General features: G+C 70.4%; 16 protein-coding genes. 8 read left to right on the top strand and 8 right to left on the bottom strand.

Annotation, left to right across the window (positions count from 1 at the left end; translation table 11 throughout):
• Positions 1 to 66: 66 nt before the first annotated feature.
• Complete coding sequence (locus tag ABZ848_RS25785) at positions 67 to 891, bottom strand: helix-turn-helix transcriptional regulator (RefSeq protein ID WP_360835615.1); 825 nt, start codon at positions 889 to 891, stop codon at positions 67 to 69.
• Positions 892 to 1,038: 147 nt separating this feature from the next.
• Between ABZ848_RS25785 and ABZ848_RS25780 the strand changes: the two genes are divergently transcribed.
• Positions 1,039 to 1,344, top strand: coding sequence for a 4a-hydroxytetrahydrobiopterin dehydratase (locus ABZ848_RS25780; protein WP_360835613.1), 306 nt, complete (start codon positions 1,039 to 1,041; stop codon positions 1,342 to 1,344).
• Positions 1,345 to 1,349: 5 nt separating this feature from the next.
• Positions 1,350 to 2,099, top strand: coding sequence for a class I SAM-dependent methyltransferase (locus tag ABZ848_RS25775; RefSeq protein WP_360835611.1), 750 nt, complete (start codon positions 1,350 to 1,352; stop codon positions 2,097 to 2,099).
• Here the strand turns inward: ABZ848_RS25775 and ABZ848_RS25770 are convergent.
• Together ABZ848_RS25770 and ABZ848_RS25765 are read right to left on the bottom strand one after the other, a co-directional pair.
• Positions 2,077 to 2,544 carry a hypothetical protein gene (locus ABZ848_RS25770; RefSeq protein ID WP_360835609.1) on the bottom strand — a complete coding sequence of 156 codons (468 nt, stop codon included), beginning with the start codon at positions 2,542 to 2,544 and terminating at the stop codon, positions 2,077 to 2,079. The two genes, ABZ848_RS25775 and ABZ848_RS25770, sit on opposite strands and share 23 nt — an antisense overlap.
• Positions 2,541 to 3,020 carry a hypothetical protein gene (locus tag ABZ848_RS25765; RefSeq protein ID WP_360835607.1) on the bottom strand — a complete coding sequence of 160 codons (480 nt, stop codon included), beginning with the start codon at positions 3,018 to 3,020 and terminating at the stop codon, positions 2,541 to 2,543. The genes ABZ848_RS25770 and ABZ848_RS25765 overlap by 4 nt, the downstream gene beginning before the upstream one ends.
• A gap of 62 nt (positions 3,021 to 3,082) precedes the next feature.
• On the opposite strand from ABZ848_RS25765, the gene ABZ848_RS25760 reads away from it, so the two are divergent.
• Entirely contained in the window at positions 3,083 to 4,078 is a 996-nt protein-coding gene (locus tag ABZ848_RS25760) for a YafY family protein (protein WP_360835605.1), read from the top strand.
• Positions 4,079 to 4,117: 39 nt separating this feature from the next.
• On the top strand, positions 4,118 to 5,995 hold the full coding sequence (locus ABZ848_RS25755) for a rhamnogalacturonan lyase (RefSeq protein ID WP_360835603.1): 1,878 nt from the start codon (positions 4,118 to 4,120) through the stop codon (positions 5,993 to 5,995).
• A gap of 45 nt (positions 5,996 to 6,040) precedes the next feature.
• Here ABZ848_RS25755 and ABZ848_RS25750 read toward each other — a convergent pair whose 3' ends face one another.
• From ABZ848_RS25750 to ABZ848_RS25740, 3 genes are all read right to left on the bottom strand, one after another.
• The gene (locus ABZ848_RS25750; RefSeq protein WP_360835601.1) at positions 6,041 to 6,652 is read right to left on the bottom strand and encodes a hypothetical protein; all 612 of its coding nucleotides are present in this window, start codon (positions 6,650 to 6,652) and stop codon (positions 6,041 to 6,043) included.
• Positions 6,653 to 6,794: 142 nt separating this feature from the next.
• On the bottom strand, positions 6,795 to 9,452 hold the full coding sequence (locus tag ABZ848_RS25745; RefSeq protein WP_360835599.1) for a cellulose binding domain-containing protein: 2,658 nt from the start codon (positions 9,450 to 9,452) through the stop codon (positions 6,795 to 6,797).
• Between the two features lie 274 nt (positions 9,453 to 9,726).
• Complete coding sequence (locus tag ABZ848_RS25740; RefSeq protein ID WP_360835597.1) at positions 9,727 to 12,642, bottom strand: glycoside hydrolase family 48 protein; 2,916 nt, start codon at positions 12,640 to 12,642, stop codon at positions 9,727 to 9,729.
• A gap of 285 nt (positions 12,643 to 12,927) precedes the next feature.
• Between ABZ848_RS25740 and ABZ848_RS25735 the strand changes: the two genes are divergently transcribed.
• The gene (locus ABZ848_RS25735; protein WP_360835595.1) at positions 12,928 to 14,397 is read left to right on the top strand and encodes a cellulase family glycosylhydrolase; all 1,470 of its coding nucleotides are present in this window, start codon (positions 12,928 to 12,930) and stop codon (positions 14,395 to 14,397) included.
• 30 nt (positions 14,398 to 14,427) lie between these two features.
• Complete coding sequence (locus ABZ848_RS25730; RefSeq protein WP_360835593.1) at positions 14,428 to 16,146, top strand: glycoside hydrolase family 6 protein; 1,719 nt, start codon at positions 14,428 to 14,430, stop codon at positions 16,144 to 16,146.
• Between the two features lie 109 nt (positions 16,147 to 16,255).
• Here ABZ848_RS25730 and ABZ848_RS25725 read toward each other — a convergent pair whose 3' ends face one another.
• A complete protein-coding gene (locus ABZ848_RS25725; protein WP_360835591.1) occupies positions 16,256 to 17,020 on the bottom strand; it encodes a phytanoyl-CoA dioxygenase family protein in 765 nt (254 codons plus the stop codon).
• A gap of 182 nt (positions 17,021 to 17,202) precedes the next feature.
• Here ABZ848_RS25725 and ABZ848_RS25720 point away from each other — a divergent pair, with 182 nt between their 5' ends.
• On the top strand, positions 17,203 to 18,129 hold the full coding sequence (locus tag ABZ848_RS25720) for a methyltransferase (RefSeq protein ID WP_360835589.1): 927 nt from the start codon (positions 17,203 to 17,205) through the stop codon (positions 18,127 to 18,129).
• Positions 18,130 to 18,166: 37 nt separating this feature from the next.
• Here ABZ848_RS25720 and ABZ848_RS25715 read toward each other — a convergent pair whose 3' ends face one another.
• Entirely contained in the window at positions 18,167 to 19,678 is a 1,512-nt protein-coding gene (locus tag ABZ848_RS25715; protein ID WP_360835587.1) for a glycosyltransferase family 39 protein, read from the bottom strand.
• 113 nt (positions 19,679 to 19,791) lie between these two features.
• On the opposite strand from ABZ848_RS25715, the gene ABZ848_RS25710 reads away from it, so the two are divergent.
• The gene (locus ABZ848_RS25710) at positions 19,792 to 23,280 is read left to right on the top strand and encodes a hypothetical protein (protein ID WP_360835585.1); all 3,489 of its coding nucleotides are present in this window, start codon (positions 19,792 to 19,794) and stop codon (positions 23,278 to 23,280) included.
• The last annotated feature ends 59 nt before the right edge of the window (positions 23,281 to 23,339 follow it).

The following is a 23,339-nucleotide window of genomic DNA, read 5'->3' as shown; positions in this document are numbered from 1 at the left end:
GTGTCATGTTCCGCTGTCAGTCTCACGGGGTCGAGGGTGAGGTGCTCGCCACGTGTTCCGGACGGCTCAGGGAAGCAGCGACCGGAGGTACTTGACCGTCGCCGGGTCGGCCGGGAGGAAGGTCTCGATCGCCAGCTCGGCGACCGTCACGTCCATCGGGGTGTTGAAGGTGGCGATGGACGAGATGAAGGAGAGGGTGCGGCCCTCGTGGTCGATGCGCATCGGGAGGGCGAAGTGCGGTGCGGGTTCGGCCGGTTCGTCGTCCACGGCCGTCTCCGGCACGGGGTACGCGGCGACCTCCTCGTACAACTTCCGCAGTGGCTCGGAGCGTTGGAGGGCGATCTGGCGGTCCATCTGGTGCAGGAGATGGCCGCGCCATGCGCGCAGGTTGCGGATGCGGGGAGCCAGGCCCTCCGGGTGCAGGGTCAACCGCATGGCGTTCAGGGGCGGTTGCAGCAGGTGCTCCGGGATGCCGTCGAGGAGCATCGCGATGCCCCGGTTCGCGGCCACCACGTCGTACGTCGCGTCGACCACCAGCGCCGGGTAGGGCTCGTAGCCCTGGATCAGGCGCTCGATGCCCTCGCGCAGGGCGTCCAGGGCCGGGTCGTCGAGCGGGGTCTCCGGGTAGCGCGGGGCGTAACCGGCCGCCAGGAGTAGGGAGTTGCGCTCGCGCACCGGGACGTCCAGGTGCTCGGCCAGCTTCAGCACCATCTCCTCGCTCGGCCGGGAGCGGCCCGTCTCGATGAAACTGATGTGCCGGGCCGAGGAGTCCGCCCGCAGCGCCAACTCCAGCTGGCTGACCCGCCGCCGCTCCCGCCACGCCCGCAGCAGCGGGCCGACGCCCTGGCCGGTGGGGGCGGGGGCGGGTTCGGGGGTCGCGGCGGTGGTCATACGTACGACGGTAGCCGAGGAGCCGACGTGCCGTGGAGTACGGGGGAAGGGGACCCGGCGGCCGCCCGCGCCCGTACTGACCTGGGCCGACTCGGCGCCGCTGTGGCAGCCTGGAGGTGTACCCGACATCCAGTAAGGAGCGAGGTCATGCCCGTCGAACCCCTGTCGCAGAAGGAGATCGAGGACCGGCTCGCGGAGCTGCCGGGCTGGTCCGTCGACGACGGCCGCCTCACCCGCACCTACCGCCTCGGCTCGCACTTCGCCGCGACCGCGATGGTCGTGCACATCGCCCAGGTCCAGGAGGAGCTGAACCACCACTCCGACCTCGCCCTCGGCTACAACACGGTCGCCCTGACCGTGCACACCCACAGCGCGGGCGGCGCCCTGACCACGAAGGACTTCGAGCTCGCCCAGCGGGTGACGGAGCTCGCACAGGGACACGGGGCACACTGACGCGCGTGCTCGACTACGACAAGGAGGCCGCCGCGTACGACGCCACACGCGGCGGCGAACCCAGGGCCGAGGCGGCCGCCGATGCCGTGCTCGGCCTCCTCCCGGCCGGCACCGCCCGCCTCCTCGACGTGGGCTGCGGCACCGGCATCGTCACCCGGCGGCTCACGGCCGGGCTCCCCGCCACCCGGGTGACGGGCGCCGACCTGACGTACGGCATGGCCCGGATGGCCGCAGCCCGGCTGCCCGGCGCGATCGTGCTGGCCGACAGCCGCGCGCTGCCCTTCCCGGACGCGGTCTTCGACGCCGTGACCAGCGTCTGGCTGCTGCATCTCCTCGACGACCCCGAGGACGTACGGGCCGTCGTCGCCGAGTGCGCCCGCGTCCTCAGGCCCGGCGGCATCTACGTCACCACAGTCGACAAGGCCGCCGCGCACGACGTGGGCAGCGACATCGACGCCGTCCTCGCCGCCCGCCCGCGCCGCCCGGCCCCCGACGCCGCGCCCCTGGTGGAGGCGTACGCCGCCGCCCACCGCCTGTACCCCGCCGGACAGACCCGCTTCCCGGGCCGGGGCCAGGGCCGCAGCCCCCGGCGCACCGCGGCCGACCTGCGCCGCGGCTGGTTCACCCAGCTGCCGCCCGGCGACCCGCGGACCGAACGGTTCGCCGAGCGTCTCGCGGCCCTGCCCGACCAGGAACGGCCGCGCCCCGACCCGGAGTTCACCCTGCGGGCCTTCAGGAAGCCGTCGGCCGACTGAAGTCCATCGTCCAGTTGGTGACCCAGCTCCGCCCGCCGTCGACCGAGAACGCCTGCTCCCAGCGGGCGGACACCGGCGACATGCCCGACCATACGAACCGCACCCGTACGTCCTTCCCGTCGTGGGTGTCGTCGCCGTGGAACTCCCCGCGGTCGCCGTCGAAGCGACCGGTCACCGGCGGGAAGAGCGTGCCGGTTCGGCTCGCGGCCCAGTGCAGCGACCACTGCCGGGTCTCCCGGTCGAACAGCCGCAGGGTCGCGCCCTTCGCGCCCAGGTACGGCATGTCGATCTCGTCGACGTTCGCCGCCCCGTCGAACAGCGGCCAGCAGCGGCTCGTGCCGGGGAACTCCACCCAGTCGCTGTCCGGGTCGAGGAAGTCGGTGCGGCGGTGGTTCGTGACCTCCCACTCGCCGTGGAAGAAGTCGAAGTCGTGCGGGCTGCTCATGAGCGGTCTCCAGTGGTTCCAGCGGGCAGGGGGTCGGCCAAGTAGGCCTCGATGTCCGGGACTTCGGGCGCGAGCATGTGCCGCACCCAGGCGTCCCGCTCGTGCAGGACCGGCGGCAGCTCGAAGACGCAGCCGATCCAGGGGGCCCGCGGCCTGACGAAGTGGGTCGGGTCCGCGTCCGGGCAGCCGAGCACCGGTTGGCCCGCCGCCGCGTTGCCGTAGTGCAGGACGTTGTCCCAGACCCAGCTGTAGGCGTTGATGTACGCGCCGTCGTCGTTTCCCCGGTGAACGACGACGAACGTCGCGGGCGGAGTGCCGTCCGGCTCCGGCAGCAGCTCCGGGAGGATCCCGTACGCCGCCTTCTCGACGTCCGGTGCGATGCCGGACGGGTCGGCCGTGACGTGGTAGCGCTTGATCCGCCGGCCGGCCACCTCGATCGGCGGCAGTACGGTCAGCAGTTTCTCCGTGAAGGCCATGAGCCGAAGCTAGGACGGCTTCACTGACACCCTCTGTCAGTGGAGTCTGGAATTCTGGAGGCGTGAAGTCCAGCCGACTCGTCTCGATCCTGCTCCTGCTCCAGACCCGGGGCCGGATGACCGCCGCCCAGCTCGCCGAGGAGCTGGAGGTCTCGGTCCGCACGGTCTACCGGGACGTCGAGGCCCTGAGCGCGGCGGGCGTCCCGCTGTACGGCGACGCGGGCCACGCCGGCGGCTACCGCCTGCTGGACGGCTACCGCACCCGGCTGACCGGCCTCACCGCCGGCGAGGCCGAGGCGCTCTTCCTGGCCGGCGCCCCCGGCCCCGCCGCCGAGCTCGGCCTCGGCTCCGTGCTGGCCGCCGCACAGCTCAAGCTCCGCGCCGCGCTGCCGCCGGAGCTGCGCGCCCACGCCGACCGGATCAGCGGCCGCTTCCACCTGGACGCGCCCGGCTGGTACGCGGACGCCGAGGAGGCGCCGTACCTCCCGGCGGTGGCCGACGCGGTGTGGAACAGCCGGGTGCTGCACGTCCTGTACCGCCGCTGGGCCGAACCCACCGATGTGGAGCGCCGGTTGGAGCCGTACGGTCTGGTGCTGAAGGCGGGCCGCTGGTATGTCGTCGCCGGTCCCGGACCGCGCACCTTCCGCGTCGACCAGATCCTCGAACTCTCCTCCTGCGACGAGGAGTTCACTCGTCCCGACGACTTCGACCTGGCCGGCTACTGGACGGCGTACCAGCGGGACTTCCACGACCGGCTCCACCGGGGCGAGGCGGTCGTCCGCCTGGCGCCGGGTGTGCGGCTGCCGAGGGCGGTGAACGACCGTACGGACAGGGCGGTGAACGGCCGTACGGACAATGATGGTTGGACGGTCGCCACCGTCCCCATCGAATCCGTCGATCACGCGCACGGCGAATTCCTGCGCCTGGGCACGGACATCGAGGTGCTGGAGCCGCCCGAGCTGCGCTCCCGCCTCGCCGCGACCGTTGCCGAACTGGCCAAAAGATACGCCAAGTTGGCGCAAAGGCACGGCAACGAGGGGGCGGACGGCGGCGACTGAGTGGGCGGAACCCGTCCGTCCTCTCTGGAGGTTCGTCACGTGCAGCACCCGCACAGGCACCGCAGACGCCGAGCCCTCCTCTCGGCAGTGACCTCGGCCGCGGCCCTGGTCGCCGCCGGGCTCACCGCACTCGCCGCCACCGGCACAGCGGAGGCCGCCACCGCCCGCCAGGTCGAGAAGCTCGACCGGGGGGGCGTCAGCGTCCACACCGACAGCGGCAACCTGGTCAGCTGGCGCTGGCTCGGCACCGACCCGAACGACGTCTCCTTCAACGTTTACCGCGCCGGTACGAAGGTCAACTCGGCCCCGATCACCGGCTCCACGAACTTCTTCCACTCCGGCGCCCCCGCCCAGGCCGACTACACCGTCCGCGCGATCGTCGGCGGAGTCGAACAGGCCGACTCGGTGCACGCGATCCAGTTCCGCACCGGCTACAAGGACGTGCCCATCACCCCGCCCGCGGGCGGCACGACCCCCGACGGGGTCGCCTACACCTACGAGGCCAACGACGCCTCCGTCGGCGACCTCGACGGCGACGGCCGGCTGGACTTCGTCCTCAAGTGGCAGCCGACGAACGCCAAGGACAACTCCCAGTCCGGCTACACCGGAGACACCGTCATCGACGGCATCAAGCTGGACGGCACCCGCCTGTGGCGCATCGACCTGGGCCGCAACATCCGCTCCGGCGCGCACTACACACAGTTCCAGGTGTACGACTACGACGGCGACGGCAAGGCCGAGGTCGCGATGAAGACGGCCGACGGCACGGTCGACGGGGCGGGAGCCGTGATCGGCAGCTCCTCGGCCGACTACCGCAACTCCAGCGGCTACGTCCTGTCCGGCCCCGAGTACCTGACGATGTTCAACGGCCAGACCGGCAAGGCGATGCAGACCGTCGACTACGTACCGGCGCGCGGCACGGTGTCGTCCTGGGGCGACTCGTACGGCAACCGCGTAGACCGCTTCCTCGCCGGGACGGCCTACCTCGACGGCTCCCGCCCCTCCCTCGTCATGGCCCGCGGTTACTACACCCGTACGGTGATCGCGGCCTGGGACTGGCGAGGCGGCGCCTTCACCCGCCGCTGGACCTTCGACACCAACTCCTCGACCAACTCCGGTAAGGGGTACGACGGTCAGGGCAACCACCAGCTGTCGGTGGCCGACGTGGACGGGGACGGCAAGGACGAGATCGTGTACGGCTCGATGGCCGTGGACGACAACGGCAACGGGCTGTGGACCACGAAGAACGGCCACGGGGACGCCATGCACGTCGGCGACCTCGACCCGTCCCGGGCGGGCCTGGAGGAGTTCAAGGTCGACGAGGACTCCTCCAAGCCCTCCTCCTGGATGGCGGACGCGAAGACGGGCCAGATCCTCTGGTCGACGCCGGCCAACGGCGACAACGGCCGGGGCGTCGCGGGCGACATCTGGGCGGGCAGCGCGGGCGCCGAGTCCTGGTCCTCGCACGCGGACGGCGTCCGCAACCCGCAGGGCACGGTCGTCGCCTCCCGCAAGCCTGCCGGCATCAACTTCCTGTCCTGGTGGGACGCCGACCCGGTCCGCGAGCTCCTCGACGACACCCACATCGACAAGTACGGCACGTCCGCCGACACCCGCCTGCTGACCGGCTCGGGCGTCCACTCCAACAACAGCACCAAGGCGACGCCGTCCCTCTCCGGGGACATCCTGGGCGACTGGCGCGAGGAGGTGGTCTGGCCGACGACCGACAACACGGCCCTGCGCATCTACTCCACGCCGTACGAAACGACGACGAGGATCACGACCCTCCTCCACGACACCCAGTACCGCACGGCCCTGGCCTGGCAAAATACCGCCTACAACCAACCCCCGCACCCGAGCTTCTTCATCGGCGACGGGATGACGACGGCACCGCGGCCGACGGTGTACACGCCGTGAACCAGAGCGGGGACGCACTCGTACGAAGAGCGCGTCCCCGTCTCCCTAGCTGAACCCTCCGGTGAAGTCGCTGTTGAGCTGGGCGGAGCAGATGTTGTAGCCGCCCTGGGCCCGGCCGGTCTTGGTCTTCCCGTCGATGGTGACGGAGCAGTGGACGTCACCGCCGCCCATGAGCTGCGCCGTCACCTGGTAGTAGAGGGCGTCGTCCTTGACGGTCAGGGTCTTCGTCATCGGCAGGCGGCTGCCCTGCAGGTTGGTGCCGTCGTTGCCATAGGTGATCTCCACGCCGGAAGGGGCCGACCCCCACACCTTGAACACCGCCTTGCCCTCCGGTGCGGTGTCGGCGGCGTCCTTCTCCGTCTGCGCCTTGGCCGCAGCGGTCTTGGTCGCGGTCTTGGTGACCGTCACGGTCGGCGCGGGCTCCACCTCGGCCTCCGACTTGGCCGTGACCGTGACGGTGGGCGCCGGCTCAGCGGCGGACTTCTCCCCGTCACCGCCGTTCCCGGCCGACCCGATGCCGATCCCGACGAGGAGGATGACCACGGCGACGGGAAGGAGCACGCGCTTGCGCGCCCACGCCGGCCTGGAGACCGGCGGGACGGGCGGCGGCGGCCCGAAACCGGGCGGAGGTGGTGGAGGCGGTTGTATGTACGACATGGACCCCCCTGAGGTACTTCGCGCCGGGTGCGCGTAATGGGGAGTGTGAAGAATAAGTGAGAGATGGGTAAACGAAGTGATCGATTTGTGACCGTATTCGGTGCGGCAAGGGTGTGCGCCGGTTGGGCGCACACCCTTCGGTTCAGGCCGTGGTGCAGGTCTGGTCGGTCAGTTTGAATGCCGTCGGTTTGGTGTTCGCTCCCGACCAGCTGCCCGTGAAGCCGAAGGTCACGGACGAGCCTGGCGCCACATTGCCGTTCCAGCTCACGTTCTTCGCGGTCACCGCCGTGCCCGACTGTGTGAAGTCGGCGTTCCAGAGTTGGGTGATCTTCTGGCCGTCCGCGAAGGTCCAGCCAAGTGACCAGCCGGTCCAGGCGGTTGAGCCGGTGTTGGACAGTTGGACGTCCGCCTGGAAGCCGCCCGACCACTGGCTGGTGATCTTGTACGTCACCGTGCAGGCGCCGGTGGGTGTCGGCGGCGGGTCCGTGCCACCACCGCCTCCGCTCGTGTCGGAAGTGTCGCCGTAGATGACACCCCGGCCGTTCGTCGAGACATACACCCGGCCGTAGACCCGCGGGTCACCCGTGATCGCCGCGCCCGTCCAACCCCACTGGTGGACATCGTCGTTGATGCGGGTCCAGGTCGCCCCCTTGTCGGTCGAGCGGAAGATCCCGCGTACGCCGCCGATCTTCGCGCTGGTGTAGAGCGTCTGGTAGGAGGCGCCCGTCGCCGCCTTGCCGAAGCCGATCGTGTCGGCCTGCTCGACGTTCGAGAGCTTGGTGAAGGTCGCCCCGGAGTCGGTGGAGTGCCACAGCCCGTACGCGCCGTCCGTGGCCCCGCCAGCAAGCCACACATCACCCTTCGCCCCGGGCAGCGCCTTGAAGCGCACGCTGTCGCCGCTCGGGAGGCCGCTCGCGGCGGACGCCGTGAAGGTCGCGCCGCCGTCCGAACTGACGTAGAACTTTCCGGATTTGAAGCCGTAGAAGGTCTTGGGATCGACCCGGTCCGACTCCACGATCGCGCCGGACGGGACACCGCTCGACGCCGACCACGACGAACCGAAGCCCGTCGCGTACTGCACCCCGGCACCGGCCGGGCTCCACACGAAGCGGCTGCCGTCCGACGCCGCCGCCACCGTCCCGCCGCCGCTGACCCCCGAAGGATCCGTCCCCGCGAACCAGTTGGCGCCGTTGTCCGTCGAGAACGCGATGTGCGGCCCGGAGTCCAGATTGCCCACCCGTACCACCGTGTCGGGGTTGGTCTCGGCGAAGTCCAGGCTCGTGGTCGTCGTGAAGGTCGGTGAAGTGAACATCATCGAGGGGACCTTGGCGAGGTCTGTGTGCCGGAAGCCGCCGATGTCGCCGAGGGCGCTGAGCAGCGGGGCACCGCTCGGCGGGGACGCCAGGTCGTTGACCGCCGTCTCCTCCAGACCCTGCACCATGGGCTTCACGGTGAACTGGCCCCCGCTGTCCCACTTGGTGAGGTCCTCGGTGCCGTAGAGCGTCGCACCCGTGCCGTACATCATCCGGTCGGAGTTGAACGGATCGATCTCCAGCGACTCCGTCATCCACCCGAGTTTCGGGGTCTGTTCGGGCGGCGACGGGTTCGCGCCGAAGGTCAACCACGGGGACGAGGACACGTCGATCGTGTAGCGGTTCGAGCGGTTGGGGTACGACGTGTAGTCCCAGGCCTTCGTCCAGGTCCCGCCGCTGTCCGTGGAGCGGAAGAGCTGGGTGTCCGGCCACCAGGAGCTGTACGCCGTCGCCATCACCGTGCCCGGGTGCTGCCGGTCGACGGTCAGACCGCTGAAGCCGTAGTAGGTGTCGGCCTCCGCCACCGGGCTGATGTTCGTCCAGGTTCCGGTCGCCGTCGCATACCGCCACAGCCGGCCCTTGCCGCCGTCGTACGGGCCGCCCTTGTCGCTGTAGGCGAGGTAGAGGTAGCCGTTCTCGGCGTCCAACACCCCTTTGTGGGCGAGGTATCCGGTCGGCTGGCCGGCCAGCCGCGTCCAGGTCGCGCCCGCGTCGGTCGACCGGTACACCGCGTTGTCCTTGTCGGCGACCCCGACGTAGATGGTCTTCGTGGCGCTGCCCGACGTACCGCTGGACTCGTCGAAGGTGACCCAGACGATCCCCTGGTTGTCGCTCGCGTATCCGCTCGTGTCGGTCGGATCCTGCACGTAGTTGCCGACATTGGGGAAGTTGGTGACCTGCGACCAGGTGACCCCGGAGTCCGTCGACCGCCACAGCCCCTTCCCACTCGGCGCGCCGAGGTACAGCACGCTGTCCTTGTTCGGGTCGACGGCGAGCCGCTCACCCATGCCACGCCCCGGCATGTTGCCGCCCAACTTGAAGGGCAGATCGGTCTTCTGCCAGCTCGCGCCCCGGTCGGCGGACCTGAGCACGGCCCCGTTCGTCGGGTCCCAGCTGTTGGTGTACGTCCCGACGGCCGCGTACACCTTGGTCGGATCGACCGAGTCGGAGGCGAGACTGACGACCCCGGTGTTCCCCCAGTCCGCCCACCCGACCGAGTCCAGCAAGGGCGTCCAGGTCTTCGTCGACTCCTGCCAGCGATAGGCGCCCCCGATGTCGGTCCGGGCGTAGGCAAGATTCTTCTCGGCACGGTTGAAGACGATCCCGGGGACGAAACCACCCCCGTCGATCCGGGCGTTCTTCCAGGTGTACGTGTCGGCGGCGAGCGTGGTCCGGGCGGCGCCGCCTGCGGCGAGTGCGGGCGGGGTGCCGACGAGGAGACCGGCGGCGAGGGCGAGGACTGCCGTCAGGATGCGGGTTCTTCGCACGGGGGAGTCCTTTCCAGGAAAGGGATGCGAGAAGGCGGGAAAGCGCTTTCCGCTAGCAGCGAAGGTTGCCGGGCGACCCCCGTGCGGGTGGGATCGCCCGGCTGTCGGCCCCGCCGTCAGGTGACGGAGCCACGCACGCGGAGCTTTCAGACGGTTCCGCGGAAACGAACGGTGCCTAGTGCGCCCCTTTTAGGGGCGCGAGGAACTGCGCGACCAGCCACAACGGACCCGCAGTCGAATGACACGGCCCAACCCGCGGAGCGCCCGGCGGGGACTATTCGAGAAGCTCCGCGTACGAGCCCATGGCCAAGGCGATGTCCGCCTGAGCCCAGAACCGGTGGTACGTGAACGACGGCGCCGCCCCGCCCGCGAGGTACGCCTCGATCTTCGACCAGGCCGGGTCGTTCTTGTAGAAGGACCTGAGCGAGGTGAAGGTCGACGACGAGTTGATCGCATCGCCGTTCGGCATGTTGCCGCTCCAGCCGCTCGGCACGTACACGCTGTCGTCGAAGCGGTTGTAGTCGGCGCGGGTCTCCGGGACGGCGATACCTAGCCCGTCCTGGTAGTTGCTCCACATGCCGTCCAGCAGCGCCTTCGCCGTCGTCTTCGCCTCCGTGTCACCGGACTTCGCGCCGTAGTACGTCAGCGTCTTCGCGAACGCGGCCGCCACACCGACGTCGTTCGTGTAGTCGGCGACCGTCACGTGAAGTCCGCTGTTGGCACCGGGACTTGACGCGTTCCAGGTGTCGGGCTGCCCCGACCACTGAAGCGTCGACGGGATCAGATACGTGCCGTCCGGGTTGATCGTGGTCTTGGACAGCGCCCAGTCCACCCACTTGTCGAGAACCGCTTTGGCCTGCGCGTTCCCCGTCTGCTGGTAGTACTCGGCGACCCGCTCCATCGACCACGCCTGGAACCCGAACCACTGGTTGGACGGCGGGTCGTGGTAGACGGGCTGCTGGTCGTAGTACATGCCGTAGAAGGTGGAGGTGCCGGCCGGCGGAGTCGCGTACCGTCCCGCCCAACTGTTGGTCGCACCACCGGCGATGGCGCCCTCGTTCGACTGCAGCCAGCGGTAGAACTCCAGCTGCCGGGTGAGCGAGGTACCCCAATCCGCCGCGCCCGTCGACGACTTGGGCTTGAGGTCGGCGTACGAGCTCAACGCGTAGGCGGCGAGGGGGTTTTGATAGCCGCCGTGCACATGGCTCGACCCGATCCGCCAGGCCCAGCCCGCGCTCGTGTCGGTCGCGCCGCCCCACGCGTAGTACCAGGACAGCAGATAGGACGAGGCGTCCTTGCCGGTCCCGGCCGCACAGGTCGACGGCCCGACACAGTTGCCGATCTTCTTGAAGTACTTGTCGTACATGGCGTACCGCAGATAGTCGCCCATCTTCGCCGCCTTGCCGACGGTGGTCGACACGTCACTGCCCTTGCCCTGCCCCTTGGCCCACACGTCGGCCCAGTACGCGGCCTGCACCGCACGTGCGTCGGCGTCCGGGGCGTCCGTGTACTTCCACTGCTTGGCGTAGGACGAGTCACCGGTGAAGAGGTCCAAGTACCCGTTCGTACCGCCGTACTTGAAGGCGTCACAGGTCGGCTGCGGCACCGTCTCCCACACCGATTCCTGCGCGCCGCGCTGGAAGGTGTTGATGTACGACGGCCCGGTCGCCGTCGGCCCGGCCTCGCACTTGCCCGGCTCGTTGCCGTAGCCGTAGACGTTGTCGACGTCCTGCAGCCAGTGCATGCCGTACACGTCGTCCGTGCCGTACGCGCTCTTCAGCTCGCCCGCGATCGGGTCCGAACCCACCGGGACCGACGTGTCGAGCTTCGCCGGATACTCGTTCGGGGTGTCCAGCTCGGGCGCGTACGTCGCCGGTTTCGACGCGTTGTAGAAGGAGTTGGTGGGCTGGTCGGCGTGGGTCGGGATCATGTACTTCTCCATGAGATCCCAGGCGCCGTTGAACTTCGACCAGTCACCGGTGACCTTGCCGTACATCGCCTGCAGCCACAGAAGGTAGCTGTAGGCCTCCGACGTGGTCTCATGACCCTGGTCCGGGGCCTCGACGATCAGCGTCTCGACCGAGTGGTACGGGATGCCCTCGGGCGAGAAGTAGCCGTTCGCCGGGTTGGTGATCTTCCCGTAGAGGTCCAGGAAGCGGGCGTCGTACGCCTTCGAGGCCGCCAGCTCGGTGACGGTGACTGCCGCCTTGGTGAAGCCCGTCGCCGTCGACTCGAAGGACGCCGAACCCGTGCCGGAGGAGTCCGCCGTGATGGTCACGTTCTGCGCGGTGTTCCAGTTGGACGGCGTGAAGGTGAGCGTCGCGCCGCCGGTGACCGTGAGGCCGCTGTTGCCGCTCGCCCGGGCCGTCGTCACGGTCACGTTGGCGCTCGGCTGCGTCGACAGCTTCACCGCGTACGTGCCCGTCTTGCCCTGCTGGACGCCGAGTTGGGTCGGCGATGCGACCACCGCGGGACCGGAGGCGACCGTGATGCCGACCGGCGTCGAGTCCGCCGACGCGCCCAGGCTGTCGTATGCCTTCGCCACCAGCGAATGACTGCCCACGGTCAAACCAGAGGCGGACAGCGTGTACGGCGAGCTGGTGTCCGTCCCCAGCAGGGTCGTGTCGTCGTAGAACTCGACCTTGCTGATCGTCGCGTTGTCGGCCGCCGCCGCGGTGGCCGCGAGCGGGACGGCGTCGCCCTGGGTGTAGACGGCGCCGGCCGTCGGGCTGGTCAGCACGGTGACCGGCGGCTGGTGGGCGCCGGCGCAGGTGGTGCCGTTGATCGCGAAGCTGGTCGGCGCGGTGTTCGTGCCGCTGTACGTGAACTGCGCGCCGGTGGACACGGCCGCCCCGGCCGCGATCTTCGCGTTGTACCCGGCGTCCTTCACGCTGATCGCCGTGCCGGACTGGGACCAGGTCCCGTTCCAGCCGTTGGTCAGCTTCTGGTTGCCCGAGTAGCTGTATGTCAGCGTCCAGCCGTCGATCACGTCGGTGCCACGGTTGGTGATCGTCAGGTCCGCGGTGAAGCCGGAGCCCCAGTCGTTCGTCTTGTAGTCGACGCTGCACTGAAGTGCCGCCGCCTGCGCGGGAGTTGTGCCGGTGCTAAGCATGGTGAGCGGGAGGGCGAGGGCGGCTACGGCGGCGGTCCACAGCCGCCGTACGGCTCTGCGTCTCCTTCTGGGATGCATGTGCTGGTTCCTCCTTGCGGCTCGGGACAAGAAGTGGGGGGAGGGGAGGAGCAACAAGCCTTGAACCAGTGGGAGCGCTCCCATAGTGGAGACGGGGGTAGGGGCGGTCAAGGTGCTTGAAGAGTCGAAAAGATTCGACGCGTTTTAGCTGAGGGAAAGTCAGCGAAAGTCTGTGACCCCCCTGTCCTTTGCTGTCACTTGGCGCTAGCTTCGTTGACACCAGTGGGAGCGATTCCATCAGTCGACGCGTCTGTCACGACGCGCCTGAGCTGCAAGGAGTCGCTCATGCGACACCCCCCGCGTTCAATGCTTTTAGTCGTCGCCGGCGGGATCGGTCTTGTCGGGTCCATGACTATTCCGGTCGTGACGGCGCAGGGAGCCGCGCCCGCCTGCTCGGTGGAGTACTCCGTCACGAGCCAGTGGGACAACGGCTTCCAGGGTGCTGTGAAGATCACCAACAACATGGCGGCCGTGAGCAGTTGGAGCCTGAGCTTCGACTTCGCGAACGGCCAGAAGCTCAGCCAGGGCTGGAACGCCAAGTGGTCCCAGTCCGGTACCACGGTGACCGCGGCCAACGAGAGCTACAACGGCCCGCTCGCCACGGGCGCGAGCGTCAGTGCCGGGTTCCTCGCCTCCTGGTCGGGGAGCAACGCCGTACCGACGTCGTTCAGGCTCAACGGGACGACGTGCAACGTCGATTCGGAGCCGTCGCCCACCCCGACGGACCCGCCGTCGACGGGTACGGCACCCGCACTGCACGTCTCCGGCGACAAGCTCGCGGACGCCGACGGCAAGACGCGCCGGCTGCTCGGCGTGAACCGGTCCGGCGGCGAGTTCATGTGCGTGCAGGGCTACGGCATCTGGGACGGGCCGGTCGACGACGCCGCGATCAAGGCGATCGCCGACTGGAAGGCCAACACGGTCCGCATCCCGCTCAACGAGGAGTGCTGGCTGGGGCTTTCCAACATCAAGCCCGAGTACGGCGGTGCCAATTACGTGGCCGCCGTCAAGGACCTGGTCGCCCGGGTCGAGGCACACGGGCTCACCCCGATCGTCGAACTGCACTGGACCTACGGGCAGTACACGGGCAACTCGGCCGGCTGCTCCGACGTCCACGCGAGCTGCCAGAAGCCGATGCCGGACGCGCAGTACACGCCGTCGTTCTGGTCCTCGGTGGCGAGCACCTTCAAGGCCGACCCGGCCGTGGTGTTCGACCTGTTCAACGAGCCCTACCCGGACCGGGCCACCGCCACGACCACCCAGGCGTGGCAGTGCTGGAAGGACGGCGGCACCTGCCCGGGCATCGGCTACGAGGTCGCCGGCATGCAGGACCTGGTCGACGCCGTACGCGGCACGGGCGCCAAGAACGTCGTCATGGCCGGCGGACTGGCGTACTCGAACGACCTGAGCCAGTGGCTGACGTACAAGCCCACCGACCCGACGGGCAATCTCGTCGCCGCGTACCACGTCTACAACTTCAACACCTGCGCGAACGAGAGCTGCTGGAACTCCACGCTCGCCCCGGTCGCGGCCCAGGTGCCGCTGGTGGCCGGGGAGATCGGTGAGAACACCTGCTCGCACGGGTTCGTCGACCAGGTCATGAAGTGGTTCGACGACCGAGGCCTCTCCTACCTCGGCTGGACCTGGAACACCTGGGACTGCTCCTCCGGTCCCTCCCTGATCTCCGACTACGACGGAACCCCCACGTCGTACGGCATCGGGCTGCGTGACCATCTGCGCGCCATCAACCCGTAATCACCGCAACGGAGAAGGAAACCCGCACTCATGAGTCGTACCAGAACAGCGATACTCGCCGCCCTGGCGCTGGTCGCCGGGACCGCGGGGACGGCGACGGCCGTCGTCCCCGGCGACGTCGGCATCCAGGCCGTGCCCTGCACCGTCGACTACAAGGTGCAGAACGACTGGGGCTCCGGCTTCACCGCGGCCGTCACGGTCACCAACAACAGCGCCGCCAAGAGCAGTTGGGCGGTGAAGTGGTCGTACGCCGGGAACCAGAAGGTCACCAGCTACTGGAACTCCAAGATCAGCCAGAGCGGCGCCGACGTCACCGCGAGCAACGAGACCTACAACGGCACGCTGGCGACCGGCGGTTCGGTCAGCTTCGGCTTCAACGGGACCTACAGCGGCACCAACGCCGTCCCGGCCTCCTTCACACTCGACGGGGTGACCTGCAACGTCGACGACGGTGGCAGCGGCGGCGGTGGGGGAGGCGGGGGCGGTGGCGGCACCGGCAGCCGCGTCGACAACCCGTACTCCGGTGCCAAGGTGTACGTGAACCCCGAGTGGTCCGCGAAGGCCGCCGCCGAACCGGGCGGCTCCCGTGTCTCCAACCAGCCCACCGGCGTCTGGCTCGACCGCATCGCCGCGATCAACGGCGTGAGCGGCGGCATGGGCCTGCGCGACCACCTCGACGCGGCGCTCGCGCAGAAGGGCAGCGGCGAGGAGGTCGTCCAGCTGGTCATCTACGACCTGCCCGGACGTGACTGCGCGGCGCTCGCCTCCAACGGCGAGCTCGGGCCGACGGAGATCGACAAGTATAAGACGCAGTTCATCGACCCGATCGCGGCGATCCTCGCCGACAGCAAGTACAGCTCGCTGCGGATCGTCACGACGATCGAGATCGACTCGCTGCCCAACCTGGTGACGAACACGGGCAGTCGGGCCACCGCCACGGCCGCGTGCGACACCATGCTCGCCAACGGCAACTACGTGAAGGGCGTCGGCTACGCGCTCGCCAAGCTCGGCGCGATCCCCAACGTCTACAACTACATCGACGCCGGCCACCACGGCTGGCTCGGCTGGGACGACAACTTCGCGCCCTCCGCCACGCTGTTCAAGCAGGCTGCGACCAGTGAGGGCGCGACCGTCGACGACGTGCAGGGGTTCATCACCAACACGGCGAACTACAGCGCCCTGAAGGAGAACAACTTCACCATCAACGACTCCGTCAACGGCACGTCCGTGCGGCAGTCGAAGTGGGTGGACTGGAACCGGTACGTGGACGAGCTGTCGTACGCCCAGGCCTTCCGCAACCAGCTGGTGTCGGTGGGCTTCAACTCCGGGATCGGCATGCTGATCGACACGTCCCGCAACGGGTGGGGCGGTACGGCGCGCCCTGCGGGGCCTGGTCCGACGACGAGTGTGGACGCGTATGTCGACGGTGGGCGCTACGACCGGCGGATCCATGTCGGGAACTGGTGCAACCAGTCGGGGGCCGGTCTCGGTGAGCGGCCTCAGGCCAACCCGGCCACCGGGATCGACGCGTATGTGTGGATGAAGCCGCCGGGGGAGTCGGACGGGTCCAGCTCCGCGATTCCCAACGACGAGGGCAAGGGGTTCGACCGGATGTGCGACCCGACGTATACGGGTAATGCGCGGAACGGGAACAACATGTCCGGTGCGTTGCCGAACGCTCCGCTGTCGGGGCACTGGTTCTCGGCGCAGTTCCAGCAGCTGATGCAGAACGCCTACCCGCCGTTGTAGGTTGCGCCGCGATTCGGACTGCGGGCTGTGTGTGGCTGGTCGCGCCCGCGCGGCGGAGCCGCAAATCGATGCAGTCCAGCGCCCCTTTGGGGCGCGGGATTCGCCGGGGTCAGTTCTTGAGGCCCCGGCGGATTGCCCATTCCACTGCCGAGTAATTGCCGTCGGGGCGGTTCAGGTCGTAGGGGACCGCCGGCATCAAGGGTGGCTGGGCCATGAGGCGAGGAGTGCTGCCGTGGTTCGGTTGGGCCGCGTGGACCAGGAAGGGGTGGCAGAGGTAGACGTCGCCGGGGCTGCCCGTGGCCAGGGCCAGGGGGCGGTGGGCCGAGGCCTCGGCCAGATCCTGGGCGATCTTGAGGCCTGAGACGCCGGTCTCGCCGTACGGCTCCAGGAGCGGGGGGACGTCCAGGTGGGAGCCCACGCGGATGCGGGTCGGGGCGTTCTCCTCGGTGACCTCGCTGAACAGGAACAGCATCAGCAGGGCGCGGTCCCTGGAGCGGAGGTTGGTGAAGTACCAGCTCTCGCCCTCGGGCAGGTAGCTGCCTTCGATGTGCCAGCCCGCGTCGTCCGGCTCCTCCTCGTGCGGGAAGCGGAGCGGGAAGCTGCCCAGTGAATAGCGCGGCAACCAGCGGCCCTCACCCACCAGCAGGTCGAACGCCTCATGCAGGGCAGGGGAGTTGGCGGCCGCCGCGAACGGGCCCTGCGCCATCCCGGCCACCCGGACCACCGGGTCCTTCCAGGTGGCGGGGTCCTCGGGGTCGTATCCCGTCTCCTTCCACAGCAGTCGCGCGCAGTCCTCGGCGACCCGCCGCGGGAACGCCCCCTCCAGCTTGACGAACCCGTCCTCGAGGAACGTCTCCACCATCCCGTCGTCCATCGGGCCATCGTGGGGGAGCTGTCGCACCTGGCGCATCCGATTTATCGTCGCGCTCTCGGCTCGTCGTCACGTCTGGTGCCGCCACTTTTTTGCCGGCGGTTTTTGCCGTCCCGGCAACAGTGCTGGCCCATCCCCGGTGCGTCGGAGCACGCTGGGGCTACCCGGACGAGAGGCTGACCAGCATGGCGCACGGACATCACGACCACGGCAATCACGACCACAGCGGCCACGGCCACGGCACGCACGGTCACGGCACCCACGACCACACCGACATCGACTGGGCCGAGATGGCCCCGCTGCTGGAGTCCCAGGCGGAGCTGTTCACCTCCCTGTACGAGCGGGCGATGGCCTGGCTGACCGACAAACAGACCGAGCCCGGACTGATCGTCGACGCGGGCAGCGGACCCGGCGTCGTCGCCTGTCTGCTCGCCGAGGCCTTCCCGGGCGCCCGGGTCGTCGCGGTCGACGGTTCCGAGCCGCTCCTGGAACGGGCCCGCGCCCGCGCGGACCGCCTCGGCGTCGGCGACCGCTTCGGCACCATCGCCGGTGAACTGCCGGACGCACTGGGCCAGTTGGACTACCCGGCCGATCTGCTGTGGGCCAGCCGCAGTCTGCACCACCTCGGCGACCAGCGGGCCGCTCTCGCCGCCTTCGCCGAGCGGCTCGCCCCCGGCGGCACCCTCGCCATCATGGAGGGCGGACTGCCCTCCCGTTTCCTGCCGCGTGACATCGGCATCGGCCGCCCGGGTCTGCAGTCCCGGCTCGACGCGCTGGAGGAGGAGTGGTTCGCCGAGATGCGGGCGAGTCTGCCGGGCAGCGTGGCCGAGACCGAGGACTGGCCCGCGCTGATGACCGCCGCGGGCCTGCGGCCGACCGGCAGCCGCACCTTCCTGCTCGACCTGCCCGCGCCGGCCAAGGACCGCGCCCGCGCCTACGTCGCCGCCACCCTCACCCGCCTCCGCGACGGCTTCGGTGACCACCTCGACCCCGAGGACCGCGCCACCCTCGACCGCCTGGTCGACCCCGACGACAAGGCGAGCGTCCACCACCGGCCGGACGTGTTCGTGCTGGCGGCGCATACGGTGCATACGGCTGTGCGGAGCGTCTGACAGGCACCCTTACTGACAGGCTTACTGACAGGCACCTTTACTGACAGTGCCCGGCGCGTGCGTACACCGTCACCCGCGCCCCCTGCACCCGCCGCGTCCCGCACTCCACGAAGTACCGCGCGAGTACCTGCCGTTTGACCGCCTCCCCAGGGATCCGGTCCACGGGCTGCCCCGCCGGGTCGCGCAGGGCGACGATCCTGGGCGTCGCCAGCATGCGCGCGCGGATCACGGGGGCGGGGACCTCCGTGCCGTACAGCGTGCGGGACGCGGTGGGAGCGCCGTCCAGGGCCAGGTCGCGCAGGCCGCGGAAGGGGCCCGGGTCGGGCAACGACCAGATCCGGCGCCGGGCGGGCAGGTAGACGACCCCGTCCGCGTCGCGCCCCATGGCCCGCACCGCCTCGGCCACCGCCGTGACGTCGTCGGTACGGCTCTGCGCCGTGCGCAGTTGCAGCGTCACGGGCAACAGCGCGAGCACGGCGGCTACGGCGGTGAGTACGGCGACCAATCCGGCCCGCCCGCCCGCGCGGACCAGCCGGTCGAGCGCGGCGCCGACCAGCAGGGCCAGTCCGGCCTGGGCGTACAGGACGTAACGGTCCACGTAGAGCGGTTTCGCGAGGGAGAGCAGGAGGAGCAGCAGGGGTGGGAGGACGAGGAGGGGGAGGGCCAGGGCGGTCAGGGGTGCGCGCTTGAGGACCACCGCACACCCCACCCCGAGCACCGTCACCCCGCCGAACCCCAGCAGCGCACCGGCTCCCACTCCGCCGATCCACGCCACCTGGTCGGTCTGGCGCGTGCTCAGTAGGGCCAGTGGGGCGAGGCAGACACAGACACCGGTCATCGCGCGTGCCCCGGCCCGGCGGGCAGGTCCGGGAAGGGCCGCGAAGTGCGCGGTCAGGGCGAGCACGGCGAACTCGTGCAGCAGACAGGCGACCAGGGTTACGGCGCCGTAAGCGAGCCAGGTCTTTCCGGTACGGACGCGGACCGCACGTACCAGCAGATACGTCGCCCAGACCACCAGCGCGCACACGAGCGCGTACGAACGGCCCTCCTGCGCATAGCGCTGCACCGGCGGGAGGAGCGTGAAGACGACGCCGGAGAGAAGGCCCGCGCGGGGGCCGGCGAGGCGGTGGGCCAGGAGGGCCAGGGTGCCGGTCGCGGTGGCGGTCGCCAGGACCGAGGGGAGCCGGAGGACCAGTAGGGGGTCGGCTCCGGGGGACAGTTCGAACAGGGCGTGCATGAGGAGGTAGTAGAGGCCGTGGACGGCGTCCGCGTGGCCGAGCGTTGCCCAGAGGCCGGGGAGGGGGCGCAGTGCTATGTCATATGTCACTGCCTCGTCGCGCCACATCGTGCCGCCCCGGCGGACGCCCCACAGGCCGAGGGCGAGGGACAGCACCACGGGGACGAGGACGACGTACGCGGGGGCGCGTGACGCCGGGGTCGCGGTTCGGGTGCGCGGAGGGCGGACGGGTGAGAGGACTCGTCCGGGTGCGTGGGTGGTGGTGATGGCCGGCTCCGGTGCGTTGCGGTGGGCGCGAGTTCGGGCGTGCACCGACGAGTCCAGAGGTCAGGGGATTGTTGGGCAGCCCCGATCCGGCGCGCACAACAAAACGGCGGGGCGGTTGTTAGCGTGTGGAGCGACCGTGAGCGAAGGGGGAGACGCGCATGGGACGCCGGGAGAAACCGCTGGATCCGGGGGACGGGGCCGTACCGCGGTTCGCCTATGAGCTGCGGAAGTTGCGTGACGAGGCGGGCAGTCCGACCTACCGTGCGATGGCATTGCGGGCCGGCTACTCGGCACCCACGCTCGCCGCCGCGGCCGGTGGCGAGCGGCTGCCCAGTGCGCCGGTGCTCACGGCCTACGTCACCGCGTGCGACGGCGACCCCGAGGAGTGGACTCGGCGCCTGCGGGAGGCGGTTGCCGAGGCCTCCGACGCCCGGGCCGCGGAGGACACGGACGAGACCGACAGCCCGTACCCCGGCCTCGCCCGCTTCGGGACCGCCGACGGCGAGCACTTCCACGGCCGCGACGACCTCACCGCGGAACTGCTCCAACTCATCGCGCGCAGAAGGTTCGCGGCCGTCGTCGGGGCGTCCGGGAGCGGCAAATCGTCATTGCTGCGGGCGGGGTTGATACCGGCACTGCGCGAGACGCCCGCCACCGCCTCGAGCCCCGCGGCCATCCGCCTCCTCACCCCGGGCCCGCATCCCGCCCGCACCCACGCCGCCCTCTTCACCCCGCACGACGCCCCCGGTGAAACCCTGCTCGTCGTCGACCAGTTCGAGGAGGTCTTCACCCTCTGCACCGACCCCGCCGAACGCGCCCTGTTCCTACGGCAGTTGCTCAACGCCGTCGACCCGGCCTCGCGGTTGCGCGTCCTGATCGCCGTACGCGCCGACTTCTACGGCCGCTGCGCCGAACTCGGGCCCCTCGCCGAGGCGTTGCGGGACGCCACGCTCCTCGTCGGGCCGATGCCGGCGCAGGGGCTGAGGGAAGCAGTGGTACGACCGGCCGCCGCACGTCGGCATGTCGTCGAGCGCGTCCTCACCGCCCGTGTCGTCGCGGACGTCGCCGACGAACCGGGCGGACTGCCCCGGATGGCCCACGCCCTGCGCGAGGTCTGGCGGCGCCGCACCGCCAAGACGCTCACCCTCGCCGCGTACGAGGCCGTCGGCGGAGTCCGGGGCGCCGTCGCGCACACCGCGGAGGCGGTCTACGGCGAGTGCACGCCCGCCGAGGCCGCTGCCGTACGGGCCCTGCTGCTGCGCCTCGTGAAGCCCGGCGAGGGCACGGAGGACACCCGGCGCCCGGCCGCCCGTGCCGAGCTGGACGCCGACGAGACGACCGCCCGGGTCCTTGAACGCCTGGTCAGTGCACGTCTGTTGACCGTCGACGACGACACGGTCGACCTCGCCCACGAGGCCCTCATCGCCGCCTGGCCGCGGCTGCGCACCTGGATCGACGAGAACCGCGAACGGCTGCGCGTGCACCGCCGACTCACCGAAGCGGCCGGTGCCTGGGCCGAGTTGGGGCGGGACGCGGGTGCGTTGTACCGGGGGATACGGCTGACGGAGGCGCGGGAAGCCTTCGGGGACCAAGTGCCTGGAGCCGAGGGGAAGTTGAGCTGGCTTCCAGAGAGCGACGGGGAGTTGAACCGGCTTCTTGAAGGCGACGGGGAGTTGAATCGGCTTCCTGAAGGCGGCGCCGCGTTGAACCGGCTCGAGCGGGACTTCCTCGCCGCGAGCGTCGGCGCCCACGAGCAGGGGCGGCGTACCGCGGCCCGGGCCGCTCGGCGGATGCGGTCGCTCACCGGGTCGCTCGCCGTACTGCTGTGTGTCGCCGTCGTGGCCGGTCTGGTCGCCTGGCGGCAGAGCGGGGTCAACGCCCGTCAGCGCGACGAGGCCGAGGCGCGCAGGATCGCCGCGCTGACCGACACGCTGCGGGAGTCGGAGCCGCGCACCGCGATGCGCCTCGCGCTGGCCGCCTGGCGCACCGCCGACCTGCCCGAGACGCGGGCGGCCCTGCGCACGGCCGCGGCGCAGAGCGAGCAGGACGTGTTCAGCCGGCCCGAGGAGGGCGGCCGCGCCCTCAACGCCCCTTCCTGGCTGAGCGAAGACGGCCGGGTGCTGACGTCGGTCGCGCACGACCGGGCCGCGCAGTGGGACGTGCGCACGCACCGGCGGATCCGTTCCGTGCACATCGCGGGTCTGTCCGAGAACGTGATCGACGTCAGCGCGGACGGCCGGCTCATCGCCATGACGGCGCCCGGCGGCAGGGACACGATCGTCCGCGGGCTCGCCGACGGCAGCACCCGGCGGCTGAGGACCGGCGAACGGGCGGACGCGGGCGGCCGGTTCGGGCCCGGCGGACACGCCTACCTCGCGAGCCGGCTCGCCCACGACCCCGGCGGCGACCGCATGATCCTGGAGGTGTGGGACGTCGACCGGCAGCGCGTGCGGTACCGCTACGAGCACGGTGAGGACGACGGCCCGCTGCCCATGCTCGGCCCGGACCAGCGCCACCTGGCCTGGTGCGGCAACGACGACACGAAGCTCCGTGTGCTGGACTTCGCGGCGGGCAGGCTCGTCGCCACCCACCCGCCCCGGGAGACCGAACGGCTGCTGTGCCAGACGGAGGAGGTCGTCTTCACCCCCGACGGCGGGGCCGTCGCGGGCGCCACCCCCGCGGGCATCGTGACCTGGGACTTCCGCACCGGCCGCGAACGCCCCCGGCTACCCCTCGCGGGCGGCGCGAACGCGGTCGTCTTCCACGGCGCCTACGCCCTCGCCTGGACCCCCGGCTCCTTCTCCTTGTGGCGTACGGACCTCCCGGCCCCGGCGGACGACAGCGCGCGCGAACCTCTGCTCACCTACCGGGCGGCGAGTCTGACGATCGGCGACTTCCGGTTCGACCCGGCGGCGGGCGTGCTGCGCTACCGCGAGGGCGGGCGGACCGATGTCGTACACGCGCTGTCGCTGCACGGGCTGGCGGGCCCGGCATGGCGGGCGAAGGCGGTGGCCCACGCGGCGTTCGACACGCGCGGTCGGCCCGTGACGTACCACGAGCCCCCGGTCGTCAACAGGACGGCGACCGCGGGGGTCGACGCCACGGGCCGCACCGCCGTCACCGACGAGGGCACCCTCGTCGACGTCGCCACCGGCCGGCGGCGCAGCGGCGGGGTCACGGGGGAGGACTGGCTGCGTGGAGCGGTCTTCAGCTCCGACGGGCGGTACCTCGCCGCCGAGGACGTCGGGGGCCGCCTCACCCTGTGGGACGCGCACGCCTGGCGCAGGATCGCGGTCCTCAGAGCGGCCGGTTCCACCGTCGTGAACTCGGCGATGGCGTTCTCCGCCGACGGCGCGCTGCTCGCGGCGAGTGACGGCGACGGGTCCGTGCAGGTGTGGGAGACGGCCCGGACCAGGCTGCCCGCGGCGACCGTACCGGCCGGGGACGGGCCGGTCCTCGCCGTGGGATTCGGCGCCGATGCGGGGGAGTTGCACATCGCGACGCCCCATCTGGCCGATCGTACAAGCCCCTTGCAGCCGGGGCGGGCCGTGGCCGAGGTGTGCGAGCGCGCCGAGGGCGGGGCCACCACGGCCGAGTGGCGCCGGTACCTGCCGTCCGTGCCCTACCGCGACACCTGCGGCACTTGACTTCGAGAGCGCTTCAACTGATTCACTCCCAACCGTCCGACGGGAACACGGGAACACGG

Source organism: Streptomyces sp. NPDC047081 (genome assembly GCF_040643775.1).
Lineage (GTDB): Bacteria > Actinomycetota > Actinomycetes > Streptomycetales > Streptomycetaceae > Streptomyces.
The sequence above is the reverse complement of the archived record's forward strand: the minus strand, read 5'-3'. Positions and strand labels throughout refer to the sequence as shown.

Excerpts from the sequence above, each read along its gene's own strand:
- ABZ848_RS25785 (WP_360835615.1), bottom strand. The coding sequence starts at position 891 with ATGACCACCGCCGCGACCCCCGAACCCGCCCCCGCCCCCACCGGCCAG.
- ABZ848_RS25780 (WP_360835613.1), top strand. The coding sequence starts at position 1,039 with ATGCCCGTCGAACCCCTGTCGCAGAAGGAGATCGAGGACCGGCTCGCG.
- ABZ848_RS25770 (WP_360835609.1), bottom strand. The coding sequence starts at position 2,544 with ATGAGCAGCCCGCACGACTTCGACTTCTTCCACGGCGAGTGGGAGGTC.
- ABZ848_RS25765 (WP_360835607.1), bottom strand. The coding sequence starts at position 3,020 with ATGGCCTTCACGGAGAAACTGCTGACCGTACTGCCGCCGATCGAGGTG.
- ABZ848_RS25750 (WP_360835601.1), bottom strand. The coding sequence starts at position 6,652 with ATGTCGTACATACAACCGCCTCCACCACCTCCGCCCGGTTTCGGGCCG.
- ABZ848_RS25740 (WP_360835597.1), bottom strand. The coding sequence starts at position 12,642 with ATGCATCCCAGAAGGAGACGCAGAGCCGTACGGCGGCTGTGGACCGCC.
- ABZ848_RS25735 (WP_360835595.1), top strand. The coding sequence starts at position 12,928 with ATGCGACACCCCCCGCGTTCAATGCTTTTAGTCGTCGCCGGCGGGATC.
- ABZ848_RS25730 (WP_360835593.1), top strand. The coding sequence starts at position 14,428 with ATGAGTCGTACCAGAACAGCGATACTCGCCGCCCTGGCGCTGGTCGCC.
- ABZ848_RS25725 (WP_360835591.1), bottom strand. The coding sequence starts at position 17,020 with ATGGACGACGGGATGGTGGAGACGTTCCTCGAGGACGGGTTCGTCAAG.
- ABZ848_RS25720 (WP_360835589.1), top strand. The coding sequence starts at position 17,203 with ATGGCGCACGGACATCACGACCACGGCAATCACGACCACAGCGGCCAC.
- ABZ848_RS25710 (WP_360835585.1), top strand. The coding sequence starts at position 19,792 with ATGGGACGCCGGGAGAAACCGCTGGATCCGGGGGACGGGGCCGTACCG.